Below are 25253 nucleotides of genomic sequence, written 5' to 3' on the forward strand. Positions count from 1 at the left end.
TCACTGAACCGCTCTAATTAAAGCATTTCCAGCAAAAGTGCGAAGCGGTTTTGCGTTGGATAATGCGTTAAAACAAATAATTAGAGTGGTTTCAACGATTCAGCCTTCACTGAAACCACTCTACTTGAGAAGAAAAGCCGCCCAAAAGCAAGACGGCTTTCCCAGATTTGTTAAGCTGAATAAACCGTTTTGCCGCCAACTACGGTGCGGTTCACACGTCCCTGAAAGCGAGCACCCTCAAAGCAGCTGTTCTTCGAGCGTGAATGCAAATCCGGCTCGCGAACGACCCAAGGCTCGTCGAGATCAACGATGGCGAGGTCAGCTTTTGCACCCCGCTTGAGCGTCCCGGCATCAAGACCGAAAATACGTGCGGGCGCGGTAGAAAGGACTTCCGTAAGGCGCAGCAAAGGAATGCTGTCATTGTGGTAGAGGCGAAGTGCTGCGGCGAGCAGAGTTTCCAGGCCAATCGCCCCGGCTTCGGCATCTGCGAATGGAAGACGTTTGGTGTCGACATCCTGCGGGTCATGGGCAGAAACGACTATATCTATCGTACCATTTTTGACCGCTTCAACCATCGCAAGGCGATCTTCTTCGCTGCGCAGAGGCGGTGAAAGACGAAAGAATGTCCGGAATTCACCAATATCGTTTTCGTTGAGCGACAGGTGATTGATAGAAACACCGGCGGTGACTTTCGTGCCGAGTTCTTTTGAGCGGCGCAAAGCATCGGCAGACATGGCGCAGGAAATCTGGGCCGCATGGTACTTGCTTCTGGTCAGCGCAGCAAGGCGCAGATCGCGCTCGAGCGGGATGACTTCAGCTTCACGTGGGCTGCCGGACAGGCCAAGCCAGCTTGCGAACAGACCTTCATTCATCACGCCATTTGCGCCGAGATAGGGGTCGCGGGTTTCGCAGGCAATCACCGCGTCGAAGTCGCGGGCATAGGTTAGCGCGCGCCGCATCAACTGCGTGTTGGCAATTGTGTGACGGCCTTCAGTAAACGCAACGGCTCCAGCATTACGAAGCAGACCGATTTCGGTCATTTCCTCGCCATGCAGCCCCTTGGTGATAGCTGCTGCCGGATGGACATTGACGATGGCCGTGTCGCGCGCCGTACGCTTGACGAATTCCACAAGCGCAACATCATCGATGACCGGATCTGTATCAGGCATCATGATGATGGAAGTGACGCCACCGGCTGCTGCCGCGCGGCTTGCGGAAGCAATGGTTTCGCGATGTTCGGCACCAGGTTCGCCGATGAAAACACGGGAATCGACCAGACCCGGCAGAATCGCCATGCCATTGAGATCGATGATTTCTGCGCCCTCCGGAGCGCCCTGATTGCGCGCATCGGCACCGCTGGCGACGATCTTGCCATCCTCGATGAGCAGGCTACCGTTTTCGTCCAGTCCACGCGAAGGATCAACGATGCGGGCATTTTTAAACAGGGTCGTGCTCATGCTCGCTCTCCGTCGCTCATCTGGTTACGTCGGGGATCAAGCAGCGCTTCCATGACCGCCATGCGAACGGCCACACCCATCTCAACCTGTTGCTGGATCATGCTTTGCGGACCATCGGCAACGTCCGAGGCAATCTCCACCCCACGGTTCATCGGGCCGGGATGCATGACGAGAGCGTCAGGCTTGGCATATTTGAGCTTTTCGTTGTCGAGGCCATAGAAATGGAAGTATTCGCGCACCGAAGGCACGAAGGAGCCGGCCATACGCTCGCGTTGAAGGCGCAGCATCATGACGACATCTGCGTCTTTCAGGCCTTCTTCCATAGTGTTGTAAACCTCGACACTCATATCAGCGATACCAGCAGGCAGCAGTGTCGAAGGAGCGACGACACGAACACGTGCGCCGAGTGCATTGAGAAGCAGGATGTTGGAACGCGCAACACGAGAGTGAAGTACATCGCCGCAAATCGCAACAATGAGGTTTCCGATATCGCCTTTGGCGCGACGGATGGTGAGCGCATCAAGCAACGCTTGCGTCGGATGCTCATGAGCACCGTCACCCGCATTGACGACTGCACAGCCGACTTTCTGTGCGAGCAGTGCCGCAGCACCTGCCGAAGCATGGCGAATGACCAGAATATCGGGCTGCATGGCGTTGAGCGTCATGGCAGTATCGATCAGCGTTTCGCCTTTTTTGACCGACGAATTGCCGACGGACATGTTCATCACGTCAGCACCCAGCCGTTTTCCGGCGAGTTCGAACGAAGATTGTGTTCGCGTCGATGCTTCAAAGAAGAGGTTGATTTGTGTGCGACCGCGCAGCACGGACTTTTTCTTTTCTGGCTGTCTCGAAACAGCGACTTCCTGATCGGCAAGATCAAGAAGGCAAAGAATGTCCAGGGGCGATAGCCCCTTGATGCCAAGCAGGTGGCGGTGAGGGAATAGCGGAGAGACCGTTTGGTTTGTCATGGCAAGTCATCCGTATAGAGCTGCGACAGCTGGACCGCAACCGCCGTTATAATGGCTTTGGTCGATTCACAAAGAAAAACCTGTATTCTTTTGGGTGGAAATTGCACGTCCGTTGGAAAATGTTAGGAAATTGGGATGCAAGAGGGCATAAATTGAATTCGGTCGGAGCGCTGATCTGACGGAATTTGGTCTCCGCTCTAACTACTTGTTCTTACGCATTGGCCTCACGCAAAACCGCTTCGCACTTTTGGCAAATGCTCTAACCAAACGGATAAGCCTGTGAAAACTCACGAAGTCACCAACCAGACACCGTCCATGACGGGCAACAATGCATATCTGGGCGATCCGCTTCTGATACAAATCGCAGCGCGTTTTCCGAAGGAACTCCACAGCGATCTGGAGAATACCGGACGTTTTGTCTTATCAGTTGAAGCGCAGGATCTTGCGCGCTTGGCAAATACTGAGCTGCCAAAACTACGTACGCATGACCGGCAGGGACGGCGCGCTGATCTTATTGAATATCATCCTGCCTACCACGCCTTGATGCGCCGCTCGATTGCGCAGGGGCTGCATTGCTCGATCTGGGAAGCGAATCCTCTTGAAACCGGACGCCGTCATCAGGCACGTGCCGCGCGTTTTTATCTGACAGCGCAGCTTGAAGCTGGACATCTTTGTCCGTTGACGATGACGAACGCGTCGCTTGCCGCCGTGATGGCATCGCCCGAACTTTACAAGGAATGGTCGCCACAGGTTCTGTCGCGCAAATATGATTCCTCGCAAAAGCCCGCGTTTAGCAAACAAGGCATCACGCTCGGCATGGGTATGACCGAAAAGCAGGGCGGCACAGATGTGCGTGCCAACACGACCCGTGCGGAACGCAATGAGGATGGTACTTATACACTGAGCGGCCATAAGTGGTTTATGTCGGCTCCAATGTCGGATGCGTTTCTCGTATTGGCCCAAGCGGAAGAAGGGCTTTCTTGCTTCCTTTTGCCGCGTTTGACCAATGAAGCCGCGGGAAATGGCTTTTTCTTCCAGCGCCTGAAAGACAAGCTGGGCAATAAGTCCAACGCTTCCGCAGAAGTCGAATTCGACGGTGCTATCGGCCACCTCGTCGGAAATTCCGGCGAAGGCGTGAAAACCATCATGGATATGGTGACGCTTACCCGTCTTGATTGTGCGGTTGCTTCTGCTGGTTTGATGCGTTCCGGTCTGGCTGAAGCCGTTCATCATGCGCGTCATCGCGTGGTGTTTGATAAGCCATTGATCGAACAGCCGCTGATGAACCGTGTTCTGGCTGATTTGGCGCTGGATGTAGCGGGTGCAACAGCACTTTCCATGCGCCTTGCCCGTGCGTTCGACATGGCGGCAAGCGACCGGGCGGAAGCCGCTTTCGCTCGCTGCATGACACCTGTCGTTAAATATTGGGTCTGCAAGATCGCTCCAGCACTGCTTTACGAAGCGATGGAGTGCCTTGGTGGGAATGGCTATATCGAGGAGGGTAATCTCGCCCGCGCCTATCGTGAAGCCCCTGTCAACGCGATCTGGGAAGGTTCCGGCAATGTTATGGCGCTCGATGTGGCGCGCGTGCTGTCGCGCGCACCGGCACTTTTTGATGAAGTGCTGGATTGGATCAGCGAACAATTGGGCGTGCGTGGGCAGGGCACAATCGATGTACTTCAGGCCGCATTGCAACTGACTGAGACCGATCAGGGTGTCGCGCGTCTTCTGACAGAACAGCTCGCCTATGCCGCCGCCGCCGCCGAACTGCGTAACCTTGGTGCAGATGACATTGCAGATGCTTTCATTGAAACCCGGCTCGGCGGGCAGTGGCGCTCGACCTATGGCATGTTAGACGCGCGCCACAATGCCAACAGGATTCTTGATCAGCTCTATCCGGCGTCGTAATCGCTATCGTCTCGATGTGATGATCGAAGCAGGTGCAAGCGATCCAGTGCACCTTGCAGAATGAATGAAGCAGCGGCTGAATCAATGCGTTCGGCTCGCTTGCCGCGCGAGACGTCCATGCCGATCAATGCGCGTTCTGCAGCAACTGTCGACAGCCGTTCGTCCCAGAAGACGAATGGTAGATCAGTAAGCGGCTGCATGGTACGGACAAATGCACGTGTCGCCTGAACGCGTGGTCCCGCAGTGCCATCCATATTCATTGGCAGGCCGATAATGATGATGCCAACTTTGTCGGCTTCCAAGGCTTTGAGCAGCACCTGAGCATCGATTGTGAACTTGGCACGTTTGATAACAGTGCGAGGGTTGGCGAATGACAGGCCAAGATCGGAAACTGCAAGGCCGATGGTTTTGGTGCCAAGATCAAGCCCGGCAATGGTCTGGCCGGGTTGCAGGATTTCCAAAACGTCTTCGATTTCAACGACGGCCATTGTTCCTCATAGCTTTCTGATCAGGGCAATTTGATCAGGCGTCATATTGCCTGAAACGTTAGGTGAGCATTTCCCGCAAAAGTGTGTAGCGATTTTGCGTTGGATAATGCGAAAAACAAAGAGATAAAACAGCTGCGGCTTTGCATTTTAACCGAAGCTGACCGTCGTAATATCTGTTTTAAAACTGAAAATCGAGCCGCAAGGAGTACTGCAATGAAAATCACCTGGTTGGGCCACGCTGCTTATCGTGTTGAAACGGACAAAGCGGTCATTCTGATCGATCCATTCATCAATGGAAACCCTGGCGCCAAAGGCATCGATTTTAAAGAAGCAACGCAGGGTGTCACGCATATTACACTGACCCACGGTCATGGCGACCATATCGGCGACACTGTCGAAATCGCCAAAGAGCATGGCGCAACGGTCATCGCGAACCCAGAAATTACTGGTTGGCTCGGTCGCCAAGGCCTTGAAAATTTCAGCATGGGCAATACGGGCGGGACGATTGTTCTCGACGGCTTTAGCGTGACATTTGTTAACGCGTTGCATTCTTCAGCGCTAATGACAGAAGACGGCATCACACAATCGATGGGCAATCCGAACGGTCTGGTTTTCCATTTCGAAAATGCTCCGACACTTTATCATATGGGTGATACGGATATATTTTCCGACATGGCGCTGATCAACGAACTGCATCAACCAGAAATCGGCATCGTGCCGGTTGGTGATCGCTTCACCATGGGTGGTGCTGTTGCAGCCCTTGCCTGCCAGCGTTATTTCAACTTCAGGACCGTAATGCCGTGCCATTACGGATCATTCCCATTCATTGAAAAGACCGCCGACAAGTTCGTTGCGGCGATGGCCGATCATAAGGAAACGAAGGTTCTGGTCGCCGGACCCGGTACTGTTCACAGTTTTTAGAGCGCCTTTCCATCTGATGCAATCAGACAGGCGCTCTGGCGATTTGCTATAACGCGCATTTTGTCCGAAAACCGCTTCGCACTTTTCGGGATGCACTCTAACTGCGTATGGAAGCGCAAGAAATGTTGCGCTTCCCCACCTGCACCGTTATAGCCGGTAAAAGAACCTTTTCGGGGCAGCTTCGTGCTGCCCTAATCAAGCATTTGCGGAGAACAGGATGTCCGTCGATATTTCCACCGTCAAGCGTGTAGCGCATCTCGCGCGCATCGCTGTCAGCGAAGATGAAGCTGAACGCATGACCGGTGAGCTCAATGCAATTCTGGGCTTTGTCGAGCAGTTGAACGAAGTCGATATTGATGGCGTTGAGCCGATGACATCGGTCTCGCCGATGAAGATGCGTTTGCGTGAAGATGCTGTTACGGATGGCAATATTGCCAGTGCCGTCGTTGCGAATGCACCGGTCACGGAAGATAATTTCTTCGTCGTTCCAAAGGTCGTGGAGTAAGTCATGGCCATTCGGGTTTCCATCGAGACCCCGTTGCAGGATGATGTGCGCGATCTGGTTGAAGCCTTGAACGCACATATGTTGCCGCTCTCGCCGCTCGAATTCCAGTTCAAGATGACGGTTGAGCAGATGGCTGAGCCTGCGACAACGGTTTTCTTGGCTCGCGATGAAGACGGTAAGGCTGTCGGTTGCGGTGCATTAAAAATGCACGACGACGGTGTGGGCGAATTGAAGCGCATGTTCACCCGACCGGAAGTCCGCGGAAAACGCGTTGGCTCGTTACTTGTCGATGCGATTGTTGAGCTGGCAAGAGCCAAAGGTGTTTCGCGTCTGGTCCTTGAAACGGGCACTGGTCCCGGCTTTGATGGTGCCTGGCGGCTTTATGAGAATTCAGGTTTTGCGCGCTGCGGCGTGGTTCTGGATTATCCGGACTCCGAATACAGCGCCTTTTTTGAAAAGCGTCTCGTTGAGGCGCACTGACAGGATTTGACGATGAGCGAACTGACCGCACTGACCATTGCCGAAGCGCGCGACAAGCTGAAGGCCAAGGCGATTACCGCGACCGAACTGACGGAAGCCTATATTGCGGCGATCGATTCCGCCAATGAGGCGATCAATGCCTATGTTGCCGCGACGCCTGAAAAGGCGCGGGAAATGGCAAAAGCTTCGGATGCGCGCATTGCTGAAGGCAGAGCTGGCGCTCTTGAAGGCATTCCACTCGGTGTGAAAGATCTGTTTGCGACCAAGGGCATCCATACTCAGGCCTGCTCGCATATTCTCGATAGCTTTAAGCCTGAATATGAATCAACCGTCACGGCCAATCTTTGGGCAGACGGTGCAGTCATGCTTGGTAAGCTCAATATGGATGAGTTCGCCATGGGCTCGTCGAATGAAAATTCCTATTATGGTGCCGTAAAGAATCCGTGGCGCGCAAACGGTTCAGATGTCAATCTGGTGCCGGGTGGTTCGTCTGGTGGTTCAGCCGCAGCCGTTGCCGCGCAGCTTTGCGCTGGCGCCACTGCAACCGACACGGGCGGTTCAATTCGTCAGCCTGCAGCATTCACGGGTACAGTTGGTATCAAGCCGACCTATGGCCGCGTGTCGCGCTGGGGGGTCGTTGCCTATGCGTCGTCGCTCGATCAGGCTGGTCCGATAGCCCGCGATGTTCGCGATGCTGCGATCCTGTTGAAATCCATGGCCTCGCTCGATCTTAAGGACACAACTTCGGTTGATCTGCCGGTGCCTGATTATGAAGCAGCCATTGGCAAGTCCCTCAAGGGCATGAAGATCGGCATTCCAAAAGAATACCGTGCTGAAGGCATGCCGGAAGAGATCGAGGCGCTCTGGCAAAAGGGCGTTCAGTATCTCAAGGATGCTGGTGCAGAAATCGTCGATATTTCGCTGCCCCATACCAAATACGCGCTTGCTGCCTATTATATCGTTGCCCCAGCGGAAGCCTCGTCCAATCTCGCGCGTTATGATGGCGTGCGTTATGGTCTGCGTGTGCCGGGCAAAGACATTGCCGACCTGTATGAGCAGAGCCGTGCTGCAGGCTTTGGTAAGGAAGTGAAGCGCCGTATTCTGACCGGCACCTATGTTCTATCAGCTGGTTATTACGATGCCTATTATCTGCGCGCGCAGAAGGTACGTACGCTGATCAAGAAGGACTTTGAAAACGTCTTCGCGAGCGGTGTCCATGCAATCCTGACGCCCGTCACGCCTTCCGCTGCATTCAGCATCGGTGACAAGGAACTGGCGAACGATCCGGTCAAAATGTACCTCAACGACATTTTCACGATCACGCTCAATATGGCGGGTCTGCCGGGTATTTCGGTTCCAGCCGGTCTTAACGATCAGGGGCTGCCGCTTGGTTTACAGCTTATCGGACGTCCATTCGAGGAAGAAACGCTGTTTCAGGCCGCTGGCGCTATTGAACAGGCAGCTGGACGCTTTATCCCTAAGAAATGGTGGTAAAATCTGAACCTCTCATTCGCCGGGCCAAGACGCCCGGCGAATTTGTTTTCATGGCTCAGTTGGCCGTCCGTGCGTGGCAAACCGCAGCTCGCTCCATTGAATTGACGGATGAAAGTCGGTCCGTGCTTAAAGCGAAATTTCTGCGCGATCTGAACGCGAATGCCGATGGCGTTCTTGTGATTGAGCGACAAGGTGAGATTTGCGGCTGGGGCGCGCGCGTACCGAATTGCAATTACGTCTCCGATCTTTGGATTGATCCCGCCTATCACGGTCAGGGGTTGGGCGGCTTATTGCTTAATGCACTGTTGGCGCAGATTCTGCTTGATGGGTTTGCTGAAGCCGAAATTGGAACGCACGCTGATAATCTTCCGGCAATCGGGCTTTATAGAAAAGCCGGCTTCGCTATTTACCGAGAGGAAGAAGAGTGGTCTGAGAGCTTTGGTCGTCGGGTCGAAAAGGTTCGCATGAAGGCGAGCTTATAAAACTCCCGGAAAAGCTCCTCCTTAAAGCTCCATTGTCATTTGCACATATGCGCCTATCCTCTTGTAAGGAATCAATTTTCAGGAGGAGGGGCTTATGTGGATCATGCTTACTGATGTCAGCGGTGAAAGAGTTGCTGTGAATTTCAATCACGTTCTTTCCTATAACGCATATGGGACAGGAACCCGCATCGTAACGCTGAGCACCGATCTGACTTTCTTTGTTAAAGAATCAACCGAAGAGATTGAGAGCAGGCTCGGTATCGACGTGAAAAGCTGAGTATTCATAAAAAACGGCAACCCGGTTTGACGAGTTGCCGTTTTGATATTCACGCATTCTTATTCGAATGCACTCATCAGATGTCGAGTTCTTCCACGAAGGCAGCACGATCCTGAATGAAGCGAAAGCGGGCTTCCGGCTTGGTGCCCATCAGATCGTCGACCGTGTTGCGGGTTTCATCGATATAGTCTTCATCGACATGTACTCGCAAAAGCGTACGCTTCTTGGGATCCATGGTCGTTTCTTTGAGCTGCTCCGCGCGCATTTCACCTAGGCCTTTGAAGCGGCCGATTTCAATCTTGCCACGTCCTGTGAACAGCGTACGAAGCAATTCGTCCTTGTGCGCATCATCGCGTGCATAGGCGACTTTACCGCCCTGGCTAAGACGATAAAGCGGCGGTACGGCGAGATAGAGATGACCGTTACGAATGAGGTCCGGCATCTCCTGATAGAAGAAAGTAATCAGAAGCGATGCGATATGCGCGCCATCCACGTCAGCATCGGTCATGACGATGACGCGGTCATAACGAAGGTCATCTTCGCGATAATTCTTGCGCGTACCACTACCCAACGCCTGTACAAGATCGGCAATCTGCTGGTTTGCGGTGAGTTTTTCGCGGCCTGCACTCGCTACGTTCAGAATTTTACCGCGCAGAGGCAGGATCGCCTGATTGGAGCGATTGCGCGCCTGCTTGGCCGAGCCACCAGCCGAGTCACCCTCGACGATGAACAGTTCTGCGCCTGCGGCAGCATTCTGCGTGCAATCAGCAAGCTTGCCAGGAAGGCGCAGCTTACGCGTAGCACTTTTGCGGACAGTTTCCTTTTCCTGACGGCGACGCAGACGTTCCTCAGCGCGGTCGACAACCCACTCGAGCAAACGTGAAGCTTCCTGCGGCGAAGCTGTAAGCCAGTGGTCAAACGGATCGCGAATGACATTTTCCACGATACGCTGTGCTTCAACGGTCGCAAGCTTGTCTTTGGTCTGGCCGACAAATTCAGGTTCGCGGATGAAAACCGACATCATAGCAGCTGCCGAAATCATCACGTCATCGGTCGTGATGATCGAAGCACGCTTGTTGTTGGTCAGTTCTGCATAGGCTTTCAGGCCACGCGTCAAAGCGATACGCAGGCCCGCTTCGTGCGTGCCGCCATCGCCGGTCGGGATCGTATTACAATAGGAGTTGACGAAGCCGTCCCCGCCATACCACGACACCGCCCATTCAACTGCGCCATGCCCACCCTGTTTTTCTGTGCGGCCCGCAAAAATCTCACGGGTAACCTGATGTTCCTTGCCGAGCGATGCAGAAAGATAATCTTTCAGGCCACCTGGGAAGTGAAACACAGCCTTTTCGGGAGTTTCTTTTTTCGGGTCCAGGAGAGCTGGGTCGCAGCTCCAGCGGATTTCCACACCACCAAACAGATAGGCTTTCGAACGCGCCATGCGATAAAGCCGGTGCGGGTCGAAATGCGCGCTTTTGCCAAAAATATCCGGGTCTGGATGGAAGCGGACGCGCGTGCCACGACGGTTGTGTACCTCGCCGGCGTCTTCCAGACCACCCTGCGGAATACCGCGTGAAAAGCGTTGGCGATAAAGACGGCGATTGCGCGCGACTTCCACTTCCAAAACGTCGGAAAGCGCATTGACGACGGACACACCGACGCCGTGCAGACCACCGGATGTTTCATAAGCTTTGCCGTCAAACTTACCGCCGGCATGCAGCTTGGTCATGATCACTTCAAGCGTGGATTTTCCCGGCACCTGTGGGTGTTCATCCACCGGAATACCGCGACCATTGTCGCTGACGGTTATGAAGCCTTCAGCATCGAGGCTGACTTCAATGAAGTTGGCGTGGCCTGCAACCGCTTCGTCCATTGAGTTGTCGATGACTTCAGCGAAAAGATGATGCAGAGCCTTTTCGTCCGTGCCGCCGATATACATGCCGGGGCGCAAACGGACAGGCTCCAACCCTTCAAGAACGCGAATGGACGACGCATTATAGTCGTCACTTCCCGACGAAGCAGGTGGTGCCTTGGTGGCAACAGACGCGGGCTTTGGGGCAGATGGCAACGGCGTCGCTGCCGGCTGCGCAACAGGTCGCGGAGCGGGAGCCTTTTCAGACTGTCGCTCCTGCACCCGTTCGCGGGCATTGTTGACTACTCTGGAAAAGAGATCGTTATCGTCCATCTTTGTCCGAAAAGCTTTCTGTCTGAATCTACGATGGCCGCGTCATACACGCTTAAGCCGAAAATAGTGTGTCTGCGAATCACATAGATGATGCCACGGGAAATTACGAAAGGCGACTAAAGTTCGCCTTACGTTCTGCTTTTGCCGGGCTTTATCAAAGGGTTTTATTCATCCGCAACAGGATTTGCACCAGAAACGTGGCGAAAGTCAAACCGCACGCTTTTCCGGGGCTGATTAAGATGGAAACGAAGAGTCCATTCGCGTAAGCGCAAGGGTGGCGAGAAAATTGCGAGTGGTGAAATGCAGGGCAGGGCAGCGGTTGGCGTAGAAGCGCATGTGAAGGGCATGGCAATCATGGTGCTCTCGGTGTTGTTGCTGCCGCTTATGGATGCCATCGGCAAATGGCTTGCCATGATGGATAATATGCCGCCCGCAACAGTCACCTTTATGCGGTTTTTCATCCAGTCTGTGATGATGTTTTTGGTGTTGATCGTCATGGGCGGCTTCGCCGCGTTGCGCACGACGTACCTTACCGGCAATCTGGTTCGCGGTGCACTGATGGGGTTTGGCGGAACGTGCTTTTTCACCGCCGTCAAATATATGCCCCTGGCGGATGCTATGGCGGTGTTTTTCGCCGAACCACTTATCCTAACGCTGCTTTCTGCCGTTTTCTTGAAAGAAAAAGTTGGCTGGCGCCGCTTCAGTGCGGTCGGCATCGGGTTGATCGGTACAATGATCGTTATTCAGCCGAGTTTTGAGATTTTTGGGGCCGTATCGCTACTGCCATTGGCGACCGCTGTCACCTTCGCAATCTATCTTATTCTGAACCGCAAATATGGCGCTAAGGAAAGCCCTGTCGTCATGCAATTCTATGCAGGCATTGGCGGTGCATTTCTTGCAGGTCTGGCCATGGTACTAGGCACGGCCGTCGGCGTCGCGGATCTGACGTTCTTGCTGCCGTCCAGCCTGCAACCATGGCTATTGTTGCTTTTGCTGGGCACGATTGGCACGGTCAGCCATCTGCTGGTCGTGCAGGCGTTCAAGCTTGCGCCTGCATCGATGCTCGCGCCATTCCAATATCTGGAAATCGTCAACGCTGTTCTGGTCGGACTGATTGTTTTTGGTGATTTTCCGACGCCGTCAAAATGGTTCGGCATCGCAATCATTGTCGGGTCAGGCTTCTATGTCTTCATGCGTGAGCGGCGCGTAAAGTCGGTCTGATCTTACTTTGTCTGGCGAGGGCCGAAAACGCTTTCGAAGGCCTTGCCGAGCGCGACATCCACGTCGCCCATCACCACCGGCAGCCCCAGATCCACCAGGCTGGTAACGCCATATTCGGCGATGCCGCATGGGACAATGCCGCCGAAATGTTCGAGTTCCGGCTCGACGTTGATTGCGATACCGTGGAAACTGACCCAGCGACGCAAGCGAATGCCGATGGCTGCGATCTTGTCTTCGCACATGCCTCCATTGGCAAGCGGCGGCTTTTCAGGGCGTACAACCCACACACCAACGCGATCTGCACGTCGCTCACCCTTGACGTTGAATTGTGCAAGCGTCTCGACGATCCATTGTTCGAGCGCGGTTACAAATGCGCGCACATCTTCACGGCGTCGTTTAAGATCGAGCATGATGTAAGCCACCCGCTGGCCAGGGCCATGATAGGTATATTCGCCGCCTCGCCCGGTGTTAAAGACCGGGAAACGATCCGGCGTTAGCAGATCTTCAGTGTGGGAGCTTGTACCCGCTGTATAAAGCGATGGATGCTCGACGAGCCAGACAAGTTCATTCGCTGTGCCTTCACGAATGGCCTGAACACGCGCTTCCATGAAGGCGAGCGCCGTTTCATAATCCGTCAAGCCATCAGCGGTCAGCCATTCGACTGCCGGAGCGTCGGCGGATGTTGGCAGGAAATGCGCTTCACCAGTCGCAACATGGCGCGTAGAGGACAGTGGCTTGTGCGTGTGAGCCGTGAAAAAGGGGGAAGAGCTATCGTTCATGATCGCAGCATATGACGCTTTTTTTGCGCCACTGCCAGATGTCAAAATGCCTCTATGCATTGGCGTCAAGCAAACTCAGGTGATCAATTGACCTGATTTCATCTTGTGATCGAACCCAGGAAACACATCGGGGGTGATCGGCGCCAGAACATTAATTGTCAGACCTGATGGTGCGAAATCAATGTCGCATTGTGCTTTCAGTTCTTTGGCCAACACCAGCCGCAACAGACGCTGGCCAAAACCGCGGCGGGATGGTCGGGTGATTGACGGGCCGTCGGTTTCCACCCAGCGCATCTGGAATTTCTTTTGGCCCTGATCATCGACGATGTTCCAGCTGAAATCAACGCCACCATGTTCGTTAGATAGAGCGCCATATTTGACGGCATTGGTCGCAAGTTCATAGAGGCCCAGCGAAAGCGACACGGTCACGCGGTCACTCACGAACAATGAAGGACCACTCATGCGGATACGGTTGCCGAATGTTTTGTTGAATGGAGCCAACGCCATATCGGATATTTGCCGAATGGTCGCGCCGCCCCAATCCTCTTGGAGCAACATATCGTGCGCTTGTGCGAGCGCATGTAAGCGCTCATTGAAGAGTTGGCTTGCCTGCTCGGAATTGCTGGCATTGCGCAATGTTTGATTGGCAATGGATTGCACCATCGCCATCGAATTCTTGAAACGGTGTGAAATCTCGCGGGTTACGAGGGCTTTGTCTGCTTCGGTTTGTTTACGTTCAGTGACGTCCAACATGACACCAAGCAATGTCGGTTGTTCACCGAGCAGCGCTTTTGCACGCGTTTCCACCCATATAGTTTCACCCGCTCTGTTAACGATTCGATATTCCATGCAGTAAGGCTTGCCAGTCGCTACAGCCTCTTCAGTTTGTTGTTGAACAGCCATTCTGTCTTCCAGCACCACCATATCCATGATCTGATCAAAATGGATATGTTCGTTCTCGTCGAAGCCAAAAATCCGACGACACTCGGCTGAACCGGTGACCTTGCCGGTGGTCAAATCGCTAGTCCAATAGCCGATATTGGCAACATTTACGATGTAGTCGAGATGCTTCTGATGTCGCTTGGTCTCATCGGAAAGCGAGTCTCGTTCTTGTTGAAGTTCGACAAGACGTTTGAGTTCTAGCGTGACGTCAAGCTGAGTTGAAACAAAATGCTGAAGCGTGTCATCAGGACCCTTAACTGGTGAGATATGCAGTCTGTTCCAGAAGGTTTCACCAGACTTTTTGTAGTTCAATATGTCGATATCAATCGATGTTCCCGCCGCCAAAGCGGTCCGGATTACCGTTACATGCTCATGATATGTATCTGGACCCTGTAGAAACCTGCAATTCTTTCCGATGATTTCTTCTATCGAATATCCTGTCAGTTGCAGGAAGGCCTTGTTCGCATAAACGATAGGGTTATCCGACAAGCGCGGATCGGTGATGAGCATTGGGGTAGGCGTATGCTCTACCGCAGCCAGAAAAGGATTGGCATCTTTCGACATCAAGTCAGGGAAAAAATTGCTAGCCGATTCCAATTCGGTTGACACGACACCCTCAACGTACACAAGCCGATACAACTCCAGTTAGAATGTTGCAAAACTAGCCGATAATCGCAGCAATTGCGAATGAAATCACCTTTACCTCTAACTATCATCTCGTTGGATCGGCACCAAGCTAGTTTTGCGTTAATTATGTTTGAGCTGAGCTTTGGCGCATCTCTTGTCAGACATATAGCGTGCTATATATTCTTAACTATCATTCAGCACACGTTCATCTAACATCAATCATGATGTGTGCAGTTGAACTGGAGAACAAGATGATTACCACCTTGAAGAAAATGATGGTTGGCTTAATCGGCGCAACTTTTATGATCGGTGCGATGGCACCAGTTTCCGCTGCTCCGGTCTTGCTCACTGCACAGGTCGCTGGCAGCGATAACGTCGTTCCGGTTCGGAATGATCGTTGGGATCGTCGTGGTCACGGCAATTGGAATGGTCATCGTCCGGGTCGTCCAGGCTGGAATGGCCACCGTCCAGGTCGTCCGGGCTGGAATGGCAACCATCGCCCGCGTCCAGGTTATTGGAACGGTCATCGCGGCTATAACCACTATCGTAATGGCTATCGTCGTCATAATGACGGCTGGTGGTATCCGCTGGCAGCCTTCGGTGCTGGTGCAATCATCGGCGGTGCGATTGCACAGCCAGCACCTCAGCCGGTTTATCGCTATAGCAACAACCACGTTCAGTGGTGCTATAACCGGTATAAGTCCTACCGCGCTTCGGACAATACGTTCCAGCCGTACAACGGCCCGCGTCAGCAGTGCTATTCGCCATACCGTTGATAAACTAAGCTTCTTAAAACACAGCCGCCTCAAAAGGGCGGCTGTTTTTGTTTGGCGAGTAATTCGAACGTGCTCTAGCCGCCGCGCTGGTCGTATCCTTCAACGTCCTCGCCGGTCATCTTATGATGCAGATACTGCTTGAGGTGGTTGATCTGATCTTCGCTCCAGCCATCGATGTCTGCGACTTCAATCCAAGCATCCACATAGTGTTCTGGCGCATAAACGTGGCCATAACCCATAGGAGTCGTCGTCGCGAAAGCCATATCCAACGCTAATTGTAACATCGTAACCACCGGATACCATCGCAGTTGCGGTGAAACATCGTGTCCGCGAGGAGCATTCATCCAGTCTGGCTGGCGATAAAACGCATGACTGTCAAAGAAGACCACCGCATCGCTCGCATATTGCAAATAGACGATACGAAGTGGTCCCCATCGTGTCCCGTTGCCGGGAGCCTCTCCATTCTGGTTCATGAAACGAGCGAAAGCGCCATCCCGGAAAACAGGCAACCATTCAGGTGTGCCTTCATTCCTGTCGCGTGTGATCCGTTTCCAGTCGCGGCTCGGGAAGGGCGGACCACTCCATAATGCTCCGTTGATTGGATCTTCCAGCATTTCAAACAGTGAAATCGACTTCTCGGAGTTCATTGCACCCAGACTGAGACCATAGAGATACAGTCGTGGACGATGGTCTTTCGGCAGGGTTTTCCAGTAGTTATAAACGGTTGTGAACAGTGCACGCGAGGCTTCAGCACCATATTCGGGCTGGAAGAGCAACGACAGCGGACTGTTGAGATAGGAATATTGCATAGCGATGCTGGCAACATTGCCATCATAAAGAAATTCGAGGCCGTTCATTGCTGCCGGGTCGACCCATCCCGTGCCTGTCGGTGTGATGATGACAAGGATCGAGCGATCAAATCCATTTTGCCGCTTCAGTTCTTCTAGGGCGCGTTCGGCACGCTGTTTTGGTTCATCGGCAACATTCAATCCGGCATAAACGCGGATAGGATCAACCGTCTGACGTCCTGTTAACGACGAAATTTCTCCTGCTGTCGGTCCTGACGCTATAAATTCACGGCCGGCGCGTCCCAGCTCATCCCATTTGAGAAGAGACGCAGCGCTTCCGGTCTTATCGGCTGCGACAGGTTGCGGACGATCCGGTTCGATTAGTGCATCATACTCGCGAAATGATCGGTCAAGAACTTCAAAGGTTGACTGGATCAGAAGGCCGTTCGCAATTGTCCAGATAAGGATAACGGTCAGTGTGATGCCAACGACATTGGCCACTCTTCTAGGGACAAACCGGTGTATCTTTGCCGAAATGTAGCGCCCAAGCCAGATAAGGGCGCGCGTCAAAAGCAGCAGGAACAAAAACGTAACGATAGCCAATCCGCAAACGCTTGCGGGGTAGGCGCTTGGAACGGGCTCCATGCTCATTGCGGATCGCACGGAGTTCTGCCAACCGGCTGACAGATAAAGCGCTACTATCGCGACCGCCAGACAAATTAGTCCGACGATCAGATTAACGCGGCTGCGCAAACGGTCGTAAGGCTCCGGCATTTCGAGGTAATGCCAAATCCAACGCCAAAAAACGCCAAAACCATATCCTGAACCAAATGCCACGCCGCACAAGATGCCTTGCATCACGTATGTTCGTGGAACGAGGCTCGGGGTGAGAGCTGCTGCGAACAGCAGAGTACCCAGGGCCAGCCCGATGCCGGAAAGGGAATGTCTGAAACGAAAAAAGGCATTGGCGACAAATGACATGAAAAACCGAAACGTTGGAATGAGTTACCCGGAAGAGCCTATAGTATCAATTCAACAACCGGAATCGATTTCTGGAATCATTTTTGGTTCTTTGTAACCGCTATTGAGCTGAGCGATTCTACATTTTTGGAAGGCAACAGATCAAATTCTCTGCCAAAAAGCCGAATTCAAGCGTGGCTATTTCATCGACAAGCCCCGTGGGCTCGAAGTTTCTATCAATTGGAGCTTTTTTTTGAATTTATGTTGGAGAAACTTGATTTTATGGTGTTGACCAATGCGAAAGCCGCCCTTATGTTCCGCCGCACTTCCAGGGACGATTTGTTCCTCAAGGGAGCGCGTAGCTCAGCCGGTAGAGCAACTGACTTTTAATCAGTAGGTCCAGGGTTCGAATCCCTGCGCGCTCACCAAAATCCTTCAACGATATCAATTTTTGGGTTTGGTGTGGCTGTTTCAGTCATGTTCCGCGAATGCTCAAGAGTTTCCCAGAAAAATATGCATTTTCAGAAATGCGCGGGGAATCGACGGCACATGGCACATAGGTTACGCGGCGTGCTCTGATTCTAAGTTTTCCATCCATTTTTTGAGGCTAGACCTGCGAGCGGCGATCGTGCCGCCAAGTTTGAAGCTTGGCATAATTTTGTAGTAGCTTGGCGCCACGTAACACCTAGATACTTAGCAGTAGGCTCGACATCCATCAGAAGATCGGCTTCATTGTCGTTTTCATGGTGCATGTTGGTTCCCTCCTTGTTTTTTCAGTCATCGCTCACCGGCTTTCAGGACTTTACACTTCTGAATAATGCGCTGCTTCAGTACGTCGGTAATGCTGATAGCGCAGCTGGCGTATCGGCGAAAATTTCCGAAGCTCTTGTGATGTTTGCTGACAACTTCGACAAGGTCGCAGACGGCGCTTTGCAGCTCGCTGCGGTCGTTCCTGGCGCGTTGGTTGGCCGTTCTTTACTCAGCGTGATCCGCACGCTCGGAACTGCTGGTGTAGCACTCGGCCAGTTCAGACAAGCTCTAGCTGCTGCAAGCACAATGGGCGGATTGGTCAAAGCTTTCGGTGGGCTTGGTGCAGCCGCTGGCCCTGTAGGCATGGTCATCGGTGGCGCGGTTGTTTCATCGCTATTCTCTACAATTCAACTGTTGCCGAGCGGCTTAAGAAGATGGAAGAGGCTGCGAAGTCTTCCGGCAACGCTGTCGAACAGATCGGCAGACAGAACGATGCGTATACCCAGAACTCACTGAGTAAAGAAGTTGAGGCCGGAACAAAAGAAATGGAAGCTGCCACGGAAGCCGCAGTCAACATGCTGGCCTGGTTTGTGCAAGTTTCGTCAATGAGCCTCATTACTCCGGAGCAGTACGATGAGCGTGCTCGTCTGCGTGATGGCGTAAAAGAAGGAACTGTTTGGCCGAAGACGCCAAGCAATCCTTGTTCGCTATGGCGAACGCTGACTACAACTTTCAGGAAGTTGCTGACGCAATCGGCACGATCCTCGATCGCCTGACAATGGTGTTTATTGCCGCTCGCAGTGCTGCAGCTGATCTTGCTGCGGTTACAGGTGCCAGATCCGTTATAGAAGACCGCTCAACCCGTTCGGCCAAAGATCCATACATCGCAGCGCGAAGCTGCGAATGAGTATGGGCGTGATCAGATGCGTCTGGCTGCCCTCAATAAAGAAGAACACAGGCTCGAAATGGAGCGCAAGAAAGTTCGTGACGCAGCAACTAAAAACGACATTGCTCTTACCGAAAAGCAAATTGATGCCATCGCATGCGCGAATGTTGCAGCACGGGAATCTCGAACTGCCGAAGGCAAGAACCCGAAGAAAGAAAAAATACACCGGCTGAAAAATTCGACACGACAGTTCAGGACGCAAATGATCGCACAGCGGCACTGGTCGCCGAGACTGAGGCGCTTCGTCAGATCAACCCGCTAATCGATGATTACGGCTTTGATACTGAAGGGGCGCGTACCGAGCAGTAACTGCTCAATGCTGCGCAGAAACCCGCGCCACAAATCAACGTATCAAGTGCAAGCGGTGACGACTACATCCGCGCCGTTGTCAGCGATTGCGTTAGTCAGGGACTTCGGCAGTACGATAAATCAGGACCGATGCGCTTTGCTCGGGACAGCAAACAGGCTTCAAGGCGGGGTTTAGTACGATGATCGATGCGAAAGCGAAATGGCTTCGGTGTGCAATCCTCCGCCACCACACCTCAAACGGAACGTTAATTCTCTTTGTTAGGTAGTTTGGATAGTTTCGATCAATCTAGTTTGTCCGATTGTCGATCAATCCGTATCTGCCGCAACATATTACGTCCGGCGATTAGCACCTCAAACAGGAAAGCGACGAGTGATCCCACCAGCGACAGGAGTGCGCCTCCAAAAAGCCAGTAGAGGTTCTCTTGACGAAGCGAAACGGCGAGAGCGCTTGCAAGGAGGTTAAGTATCGCACCGCACGTGCAGATGCCAGCTATGACACCAAGTATTACTGCAAGCTCCAGCGCAAGGATTCTTCGCTGAAGATAAGTTCTCTGAAGGGAAAACAGGCGATTTTGCGTCGCTGTGTCCGCCAGCTCGTTCAGTCGATCCGAAACGCGTCCCAGACGGGTAGTGTAAATACTCACGAACCCGGCCGTGCCCGCTAGCAGAAACACTGGAGCAAGCGAGGTTTGTACCACTGATGCAAGGTGATTTACAACTGGCAACGTTTCCATAGGCTCCTCGCGAATTAATTTCGGCCCGCCTGGTCTTTTCAATCGGACTGATTATTCGGTATTACTTCTTGTACGAGGCCACAGCAACAGCGTTCAATAAGACCAAATCGAACAGCGTGTACAATAACTGCGGCAATTCTGGTGCATCTGAGCCCGGTTATTCTGGGATTGGTGTTGAACTGCTCAATCCAATCGGTCGTCAAATATTACATCATTGGCGAGGCAACGCTTTAACAGATCGGTCTTCGTGCAATCTTATCTGCTGCTTAATTATCCGATCAGTCAGACGAAATTCGGCGGCCGGGTTATATCGACGGTCGAGTTCGTTGATCCGTATCGAGCCGTTGATATGGAAGCACTGACGATGAAGGCCAGCGAGGCTGTTCAGCTTCAAGCATTCATTGCCGCAGCAAAGGGCAGGATGGAGACGATTGTTTATCGTCCGAAGCATATTTGCATCCCGCGCGCTTATTGGGGTGACCCGAATAACACGCACATCACCGGCACCGCCTCGCGCGGGACCGTGACGGGCGGATACACTGTTCAGCTAACAGGTGTTGTCCCCAGGCTACGATTGATGGACGGTGATATGTTCTCGCTGAAGAGCGGTGATTATCTGCAGTTCTTGCAGGTCGCTTATGATGGTGGCGCAACAGCTGTCAGTACCACGATAACCGTCAAAGTCGATCAGCCGATTGCCTCGTCTATTGCAGCTGGCACAACGGCCCGGTTCAAGCAGCCTGAAATGAATGCGCGGCTTGTGAAGGACAGCTTTCAAATGACGAAAGGTCTGCGGCCGACCACAACTTTCCAGCTGATCGAGGTGCCGAGATAAAGCAGCGCTTTGATGTCGTATCAGTATTGAGGCTTGCTAATTGATCCGGTAATTGTCTGGTCAATCGCGACAGTCATGCGGCTATCAGAGCCGTACGCTGAATAGACAGCAAGCATTACCAGCACCATTGGTGCGGCAAGGATGGCGCTTCTGATTGCGGTTTCAGCGATTGGTGAGCGGGATCGTTTTCTCATTGTCTATTAATAGCGTATTTAGCTTAAAGCTCAGTAAAACGGTGTGGTTAACCATCTGTATCCTTCAGTAAAGCTAGCCCACAGTTATTATTATTCGGAGGCTTCATGGCTTTCCCAACTCGTCTACAACAATTGCTGGAGGAGGGGCGCATCGTCGTGCACTCTCTCGGAGAATTTCAGTTCGGCACCGGCTTTTGGTATATGTGGAACAGCTCGTCTGAGTTCGTCTGGAACTGTAATACCGCGATGAATATCTGCGATGAAATTATTTCGGACGGCAGCAAACGCTTTAGTGCGGCCCTGATAGCTTCCTGTGGCGACGGTGTTACGCATTTTACCGGGCAATCACGACGAGGATGCATCGGTGGCGGTCGCTTACTTTCTGCTTGCTTGGTATCGCAATGAGCCACGCGTCGTGGTCGATGTTGACCTGTCTCTGTTCTTTAGGTTTCGGTTCGGGCTTCCTATCGGGTCGTCCAATGCAGGCGATCACGTATCACGCGATATATGGGGAGATTAGCCGGATGCGCGTTGCCATGACGGATGGTGTGAATACCAAATATCAGGCTGCGAATGATAATGTGGCAAGTCAAAGGGCAGCGGCGTAATTCTTATCCGCCTTTGGAAGCTAAATAATGGTCAACAGCAGAGCCAATTTCAGTCTCCAGCTGATTTGTCTGTGCCAGAATTTCTTTGATAGCCAAATCTTTGTTGTCAGCAAACGGTGAGTTCATACGCCCATTATCCGAGGATGGCGCGAAATGACCGTACTCCACGACGACTTCCCGACCTGAAAACTGCACGGTGATCGATGCTATTGTCCCAACGTATTTGGCATCTAATATTTGCATCTTGGCCTCCTGCGTAGTTGCCAGTTTAATATAGGGATGCACATCAACACAAGTATATCGCGCCGCCTACCCAGCGAGGTTTCACCAAAACACGAGGAGAGAATATGCTTGAAGAAGCAGAAGACAAAGCCTTACGCGGCTGTTGAAGGATGGACGGGTATACCATTTTGCAGGAAAGGTGTAACGACAATGAGCAACCACTCGTCATCATCGAAACCCCTTACAGCGGCGATGTAGAAGCCAACACCGCATATGCTCGTGTTGGCCTTTTAGACAGCTTGCGTCGTGGCGAAGCGCCGATTGTCAGCCACCTTCTGCACACTCAAGTTCTGGACAATATGAGGCCAGATGAGCGGTCGTTAGGCATTAAGGCCGGTCTTGCCTGGTATCAAGCGGCAACGAAATGCGTTGTTTACACTGACCGTGGTATCAGCGGCGGCACGGAGCGAGGCATTGATCGTGCAGAGCAACATGGCGTGGCGATAGAGTGCCGATGGCTAGAAAAGAATGCGTGGCTAGCAGGAGAAAACAGTGAGCAACATTGAAACAGCAATTGCCGTGGCATCCGCCGCTCACATGGGGCAGCTGGACAAGAACGGCGAGCCTTATATTTTTCATCCCATCCGGGTGATGCTGGCTCAGACCACGACCGAAACGCAGATCGTAGGTGTGATGCATGATTTGATTGAGGACACAGACACGTCTATGAACGACATCTATTCGTTCGGCTTTGACGACGACATCGTGCTGGCCTTGAATGCAATAACCCGTCGGGATGACGAGGACTACTTCGTTTATGTCAAACGGGCGTGTTCCAATCCGATTGCTAGGCCGGTGAAGATCGCGGACCTGCGCGATAATCTTCGCGCTTCAAAAGATGATGCTGACAGGCGTGCTCGCTATCTCAAAGCGCTAGAAATGCTCGGGGAGAATCCATGAACCAATTCCACGTGGACCAGCAAGTGGTCTGCATCGATTCGGTCGTTGGCTTTGAGCAGTTCATCGAGATCAAGGAAGGTGAGATTTACGAGATCGCTTGGATCGGCCCTTTCGAACATTCCATTCACGGCTGTTATATTGGCGTTGGGCTCAAGGGCGTTGAACGCGGCACCTGTCCGCAGTTCGGTTACGAAAAACCGCCTTTTGCAGCGCGCCGATTCCGTCCGCTTGTTCGTGACAAGCTGTTATCCTTGCGCAGATTGCTGAACGACTGGCCTGTTACCGAGAAGTTTGAAGAGCCAAAGCGTAAGGTGAGGGAAAAAGTATGAGCACTTGGAAAACCATGGATACCGCGCCTCTTGATGGTACGAGGGTCGACCTTTGGACTGATATGGGCAGAATTACTAACTGTGCGTTTAAACATAAACGTGGTGGGAACGGCGCCACTGTTGGAATAAAAAATTGGTTTGGCATCCGTTTCGATGGGATGGTTCCACCAGTCCCGAGCCATTGGATGTTCCCTCCAGAACCTCCGGAGGGTGTATAATGGTGCCAGACGCAAGGATTGACCACGAAGAGCTGGACAAACCAACATTTGCAGACCTCTGCGCTCGCAACAAGGAGGCACGAGAGGCAGCTACACGTGCATGGTGGGCGCAGCGAGAACGGGAAAATAGCTTCGACGTTCGATGGGGCAAGTGTGCCTGACACCTTCGATCCCGGCATCCCGTCAACTGTAACCTCAGACGGTGGATCAACAAGCTATTACGAGCTACGTCATATTCACGACGGTGGAGCTTGCTTCACCACGTGAGCGTGTCATTTCGCAAACACCGTCGGTTTCCAGCCACGCGAAAATCCGAGCGACATTGCGAGACTGGCGTACTCAATTTCTTTGATAAGAAAATCTCGGTCTTTCAGCAGCGCTTCCATGGCAGCGCGTATATCGCCTTTGTGATAGGCGAGAACCATCTCGATTTCGTCGTCGTAGCTTTCCACAGTCGCATTCATGGCGGACTCCATACTAAGCGAAGGCACGCCGCCAAACGTGCCCGGTAAAGTTCGTTTTTGTCACCAGTGTTCCTATTTTGTTCTTAATCCTATATGCTGTCAATTGTCCTTTGTATTTTGTGAAAAGGTTGGGGAAGCACTGTGGATAGTGTGTGGATATCTAATGTCGTTCTGATGCGGACGGAATTGATTATTCAGATCGCAAAGTCGGCGATGATTTGTTTCTCTGTGTGCCAGAATATAGTGTGCCTAGAATATCAGGAGATCATTCTTGGCAAAAATTAAGAAATGCTCGGGGGAAAATACGAGCGGAAAACATGAAGCTTGGCAGTTGAATTTTACTGACAGGCACGGGAAACGTCACCGCAAACAATACGCAAAGAAACGCGAAGCTGAAGCTCGTCTTGCTGATCTTATGACTGAGACAGGGGCGGGGACCTACAAGGAAGCAGCTCAAAAGACGAATGTTGCTGGCATCTATCGTGATTATTATGAAGAGATGGAGAAGCGCAACAAAGGTTGTGAAAGCGTTGTTCAGGCGTATCTGCGCAGTACGAAGCAGCACATCGATAATTGGATTGATCCGAAAGAAGAAAGCACTGTCGGGTTCACGAAAGGTATCGGAAATAAAACGCTGTCTGAATTAATGACCGCGGAAGTGATCAAACTCAGGAATGAAATGCGCGACGCATCGGCCGGCGTTGTTACTACGCGGCGGGTTCTCGGAACTCTGAGCCACATTTTGAAGTATGGCGTCGAGACGGATAAGATCGGCATAAATGTAGCTAAGGGCGTAATTAGCAAGCGAGATGAGGCCGGAGAAAGGGTCACGCCACCGATGAAGGCGGCTCGGGCAATAATCCTGAAAAAGTCTGACGAGAAATTAGCGCTTCGAACCAAGTTTGCAGCTTCATCAGGCCTGCGAGCGTATGAGCAATGTGCACTGCGATGGATGCACTTGGATCTGAAAAAGGCTGTGTCTCGGTCGAAACGCGTGTGGATGCATATGGTGAGTTTGACACGACAAAGTCATCTGCAGGGCGTCGCACTGTTCCAATCGGCAAGGCGATGATCCAACAGTTGAAATCTTGGAAGGGTGAAACGAAGTACAGCGAGCCTGACGTTTTTGTTTTCACCGACGGCAAGGGTGGCTTTGTGCGTCACACCAGTTTCATGAAACGAGATTGGAAGTCGATGATCAAAAGTGCAAAGGTTGAAGATATCGGCTGGCACGCAATTCGTCACTTCGCCATTTCGACCTGGATCGAGGCTGGCCTTTCTCCAAAAGCGGTGCAGACACTGGCGGGCCATGCTAGCTATGCGATCACCATGAATCGATATGAGCACCTGTTCCCAAATTTGAACGCCGTTGCCATTTACTTCTCGCATTTGTCGCAGTGACAATCTCATCAAGGAATGAGATGAG

At 52.5% G+C, this 25253-nt stretch carries 30 protein-coding genes and 1 tRNA gene; 20 read left to right on the forward strand and 11 right to left on the reverse strand.

Annotated elements, in window-relative coordinates; genetic code table 11:
- Nucleotides 1-170: 170 nt before the first annotated feature.
- A complete protein-coding gene (locus CES85_RS00620) occupies nt 171-1457 on the reverse strand; it encodes a dihydroorotase (protein ID WP_095444158.1) in 1287 nt (428 codons plus the stop codon).
- A complete protein-coding gene (locus CES85_RS00625; RefSeq protein ID WP_095444159.1) occupies nt 1454-2425 on the reverse strand; it encodes an aspartate carbamoyltransferase catalytic subunit in 972 nt (323 codons plus the stop codon). The genes CES85_RS00620 and CES85_RS00625 overlap by 4 nt, the downstream gene beginning before the upstream one ends.
- A 279-nt stretch (nt 2426-2704) precedes the next feature.
- On the opposite strand from CES85_RS00625, the gene CES85_RS00630 reads away from it, so the two are divergent.
- Nucleotides 2705-4333 (forward strand): acyl-CoA dehydrogenase family protein, encoded by a 1629-nt coding sequence (locus CES85_RS00630; RefSeq protein WP_095444160.1) that lies wholly within the window; start codon nt 2705-2707, stop codon nt 4331-4333.
- Here CES85_RS00630 and ruvX read toward each other — a convergent pair.
- Nucleotides 4318-4821: a Holliday junction resolvase RuvX gene (ruvX, locus tag CES85_RS00635; protein WP_095444161.1), complete on the reverse strand. Its 504-nt coding sequence runs from the start codon at nt 4819-4821 to the stop codon at nt 4318-4320. The genes CES85_RS00630 and ruvX overlap by 16 nt on opposite strands.
- A 213-nt stretch (nt 4822-5034) precedes the next feature.
- Here ruvX and CES85_RS00640 point away from each other — a divergent pair, with 213 nt between their 5' ends.
- The 6 genes from CES85_RS00640 (at nt 5035) to CES85_RS00665 (ending at nt 8980) form a co-directional block, all read left to right on the forward strand.
- Complete coding sequence (locus tag CES85_RS00640) at nt 5035-5742, forward strand: metal-dependent hydrolase (protein ID WP_095444162.1); 708 nt, start codon at nt 5035-5037, stop codon at nt 5740-5742.
- Between the two features lie 217 nt (nt 5743-5959).
- Nucleotides 5960-6247, forward strand: coding sequence for an Asp-tRNA(Asn)/Glu-tRNA(Gln) amidotransferase subunit GatC (gene gatC, locus CES85_RS00645; protein WP_095444163.1), 288 nt, complete (start codon nt 5960-5962; stop codon nt 6245-6247).
- Nucleotides 6248-6250: 3 nt separating this feature from the next.
- Nucleotides 6251-6727, forward strand: coding sequence for a GNAT family N-acetyltransferase (locus CES85_RS00650; RefSeq protein ID WP_095444164.1), 477 nt, complete (start codon nt 6251-6253; stop codon nt 6725-6727).
- A gap of 12 nt (nt 6728-6739) precedes the next feature.
- Nucleotides 6740-8221, forward strand: coding sequence for an Asp-tRNA(Asn)/Glu-tRNA(Gln) amidotransferase subunit GatA (gatA, locus tag CES85_RS00655; RefSeq protein ID WP_095444165.1), 1482 nt, complete (start codon nt 6740-6742; stop codon nt 8219-8221).
- Nucleotides 8222-8271: 50 nt separating this feature from the next.
- Nucleotides 8272-8703 carry a GNAT family N-acetyltransferase gene (locus CES85_RS00660; protein WP_244923191.1) on the forward strand — a complete coding sequence of 144 codons (432 nt, stop codon included), beginning with the start codon at nt 8272-8274 and terminating at the stop codon, nt 8701-8703.
- 94 nt (nt 8704-8797) lie between these two features.
- Entirely contained in the window at nt 8798-8980 is a 183-nt protein-coding gene (locus CES85_RS00665; protein ID WP_024900242.1) for a hypothetical protein, read from the forward strand.
- A 76-nt stretch (nt 8981-9056) separates the two neighbouring features.
- Here CES85_RS00665 and parE read toward each other — a convergent pair whose 3' ends face one another.
- Nucleotides 9057-11165 carry a DNA topoisomerase IV subunit B gene (gene parE / locus CES85_RS00670; RefSeq protein ID WP_095444167.1) on the reverse strand — a complete coding sequence of 703 codons (2109 nt, stop codon included), beginning with the start codon at nt 11163-11165 and terminating at the stop codon, nt 9057-9059.
- 300 nt (nt 11166-11465) lie between these two features.
- On the opposite strand from parE, the gene CES85_RS00675 reads away from it, so the two are divergent.
- The gene (locus CES85_RS00675; RefSeq protein ID WP_095444168.1) at nt 11466-12386 is read left to right on the forward strand and encodes a DMT family transporter; all 921 of its coding nucleotides are present in this window, start codon (nt 11466-11468) and stop codon (nt 12384-12386) included.
- A 2-nt stretch (nt 12387-12388) separates the two neighbouring features.
- Here the strand turns inward: CES85_RS00675 and lipB are convergent, their stop codons facing one another.
- Both lipB and CES85_RS00685 read right to left on the reverse strand, forming a co-directional pair.
- Entirely contained in the window at nt 12389-13165 is a 777-nt protein-coding gene (gene lipB / locus CES85_RS00680) for a lipoyl(octanoyl) transferase LipB (RefSeq protein WP_404902628.1), read from the reverse strand.
- Nucleotides 13166-13240: 75 nt separating this feature from the next.
- Nucleotides 13241-14716 carry a PAS domain S-box protein gene (locus CES85_RS00685; protein WP_434063351.1) on the reverse strand — a complete coding sequence of 492 codons (1476 nt, stop codon included), beginning with the start codon at nt 14714-14716 and terminating at the stop codon, nt 13241-13243.
- A 269-nt stretch (nt 14717-14985) separates the two neighbouring features.
- Between CES85_RS00685 and CES85_RS00690 the strand changes: the two genes are divergently transcribed.
- Nucleotides 14986-15510 carry a BA14K family protein gene (locus tag CES85_RS00690; protein WP_095444170.1) on the forward strand — a complete coding sequence of 175 codons (525 nt, stop codon included), beginning with the start codon at nt 14986-14988 and terminating at the stop codon, nt 15508-15510.
- A gap of 74 nt (nt 15511-15584) precedes the next feature.
- On the opposite strand, the gene CES85_RS00695 is transcribed toward CES85_RS00690, so the two are convergent.
- Nucleotides 15585-17279 (reverse strand): alpha/beta hydrolase, encoded by a 1695-nt coding sequence (locus CES85_RS00695; RefSeq protein WP_095444171.1) that lies wholly within the window; start codon nt 17277-17279, stop codon nt 15585-15587.
- A 331-nt stretch (nt 17280-17610) separates the two neighbouring features.
- On the opposite strand from CES85_RS00695, the gene CES85_RS00700 reads away from it, so the two are divergent.
- The 4 genes from CES85_RS00700 (at nt 17611) to CES85_RS27005 (ending at nt 19216) form a co-directional block, all read left to right on the forward strand.
- Nucleotides 17611-17686: transfer RNA gene (locus CES85_RS00700), tRNA-Lys, on the forward strand.
- A 337-nt stretch (nt 17687-18023) separates the two neighbouring features.
- Entirely contained in the window at nt 18024-18524 is a 501-nt protein-coding gene (locus CES85_RS00710) for a hypothetical protein (protein WP_157743377.1), read from the forward strand.
- A gap of 160 nt (nt 18525-18684) precedes the next feature.
- On the forward strand, nt 18685-18915 hold the full coding sequence (locus tag CES85_RS00715) for a hypothetical protein (RefSeq protein ID WP_095444173.1): 231 nt from the start codon (nt 18685-18687) through the stop codon (nt 18913-18915).
- 16 nt (nt 18916-18931) lie between these two features.
- Nucleotides 18932-19216: a hypothetical protein gene (locus tag CES85_RS27005; RefSeq protein ID WP_157743378.1), complete on the forward strand. Its 285-nt coding sequence runs from the start codon at nt 18932-18934 to the stop codon at nt 19214-19216.
- Between the two features lie 328 nt (nt 19217-19544).
- On the opposite strand, the gene CES85_RS00725 is transcribed toward CES85_RS27005, so the two are convergent.
- On the reverse strand, nt 19545-19997 hold the full coding sequence (locus CES85_RS00725; protein ID WP_095444175.1) for a DUF2721 domain-containing protein: 453 nt from the start codon (nt 19995-19997) through the stop codon (nt 19545-19547).
- Nucleotides 19998-20244: 247 nt separating this feature from the next.
- Between CES85_RS00725 and CES85_RS27370 the strand changes: the two genes are divergently transcribed.
- Nucleotides 20245-20832, forward strand: a complete 588-nt coding sequence (locus CES85_RS27370; RefSeq protein WP_095444176.1) for a hypothetical protein — start codon at nt 20245-20247, stop codon at nt 20830-20832.
- Nucleotides 20833-20852: 20 nt separating this feature from the next.
- Here the strand turns inward: CES85_RS27370 and CES85_RS27015 are convergent, their stop codons facing one another.
- Nucleotides 20853-21026: a hypothetical protein gene (locus tag CES85_RS27015; protein WP_157743379.1), complete on the reverse strand. Its 174-nt coding sequence runs from the start codon at nt 21024-21026 to the stop codon at nt 20853-20855.
- Nucleotides 21027-21131: 105 nt separating this feature from the next.
- On the opposite strand from CES85_RS27015, the gene CES85_RS27020 reads away from it, so the two are divergent.
- Nucleotides 21132-21431, forward strand: a complete 300-nt coding sequence (locus CES85_RS27020) for a hypothetical protein (protein WP_157743380.1) — start codon at nt 21132-21134, stop codon at nt 21429-21431.
- A gap of 206 nt (nt 21432-21637) precedes the next feature.
- Here the strand turns inward: CES85_RS27020 and CES85_RS00740 are convergent, their stop codons facing one another.
- On the reverse strand, nt 21638-21877 hold the full coding sequence (locus CES85_RS00740) for a hypothetical protein (protein ID WP_095444177.1): 240 nt from the start codon (nt 21875-21877) through the stop codon (nt 21638-21640).
- 149 nt (nt 21878-22026) lie between these two features.
- Here CES85_RS00740 and CES85_RS00745 point away from each other — a divergent pair, with 149 nt between their 5' ends.
- Genes CES85_RS00745 through CES85_RS00755 form a run of 3 tightly spaced genes read left to right on the forward strand, consistent with a single transcriptional unit; the run spans nt 22027 to nt 23145 of the window.
- On the forward strand, nt 22027-22422 hold the full coding sequence (locus tag CES85_RS00745) for a DUF7768 domain-containing protein (protein ID WP_095444178.1): 396 nt from the start codon (nt 22027-22029) through the stop codon (nt 22420-22422).
- Nucleotides 22409-22816, forward strand: a complete 408-nt coding sequence (locus CES85_RS00750; protein WP_095444179.1) for a GTP pyrophosphokinase — start codon at nt 22409-22411, stop codon at nt 22814-22816. Before CES85_RS00745 ends, CES85_RS00750 begins: the two co-directional genes overlap by 14 nt.
- Complete coding sequence (locus tag CES85_RS00755) at nt 22813-23145, forward strand: hypothetical protein (RefSeq protein WP_095444180.1); 333 nt, start codon at nt 22813-22815, stop codon at nt 23143-23145. The genes CES85_RS00750 and CES85_RS00755 overlap by 4 nt, the downstream gene beginning before the upstream one ends.
- A gap of 490 nt (nt 23146-23635) precedes the next feature.
- Here CES85_RS00755 and CES85_RS00765 read toward each other — a convergent pair whose 3' ends face one another.
- Nucleotides 23636-23827 carry a hypothetical protein gene (locus tag CES85_RS00765; protein WP_095444182.1) on the reverse strand — a complete coding sequence of 64 codons (192 nt, stop codon included), beginning with the start codon at nt 23825-23827 and terminating at the stop codon, nt 23636-23638.
- A 271-nt stretch (nt 23828-24098) separates the two neighbouring features.
- Here CES85_RS00765 and CES85_RS27025 point away from each other — a divergent pair, with 271 nt between their 5' ends.
- Together CES85_RS27025 and CES85_RS00770 are read left to right on the forward strand one after the other, a co-directional pair.
- The gene (locus CES85_RS27025; protein WP_157743381.1) at nt 24099-24899 is read left to right on the forward strand and encodes a hypothetical protein; all 801 of its coding nucleotides are present in this window, start codon (nt 24099-24101) and stop codon (nt 24897-24899) included.
- A gap of 8 nt (nt 24900-24907) precedes the next feature.
- On the forward strand, nt 24908-25228 hold the full coding sequence (locus CES85_RS00770) for a tyrosine-type recombinase/integrase (RefSeq protein WP_244923193.1): 321 nt from the start codon (nt 24908-24910) through the stop codon (nt 25226-25228).
- Nucleotides 25229-25253: the final 25 nt, after the last annotated feature.

This window comes from Ochrobactrum quorumnocens (assembly GCF_002278035.1).
Taxonomy (GTDB): domain Bacteria; phylum Pseudomonadota; class Alphaproteobacteria; order Rhizobiales; family Rhizobiaceae; genus Brucella; species Brucella quorumnocens.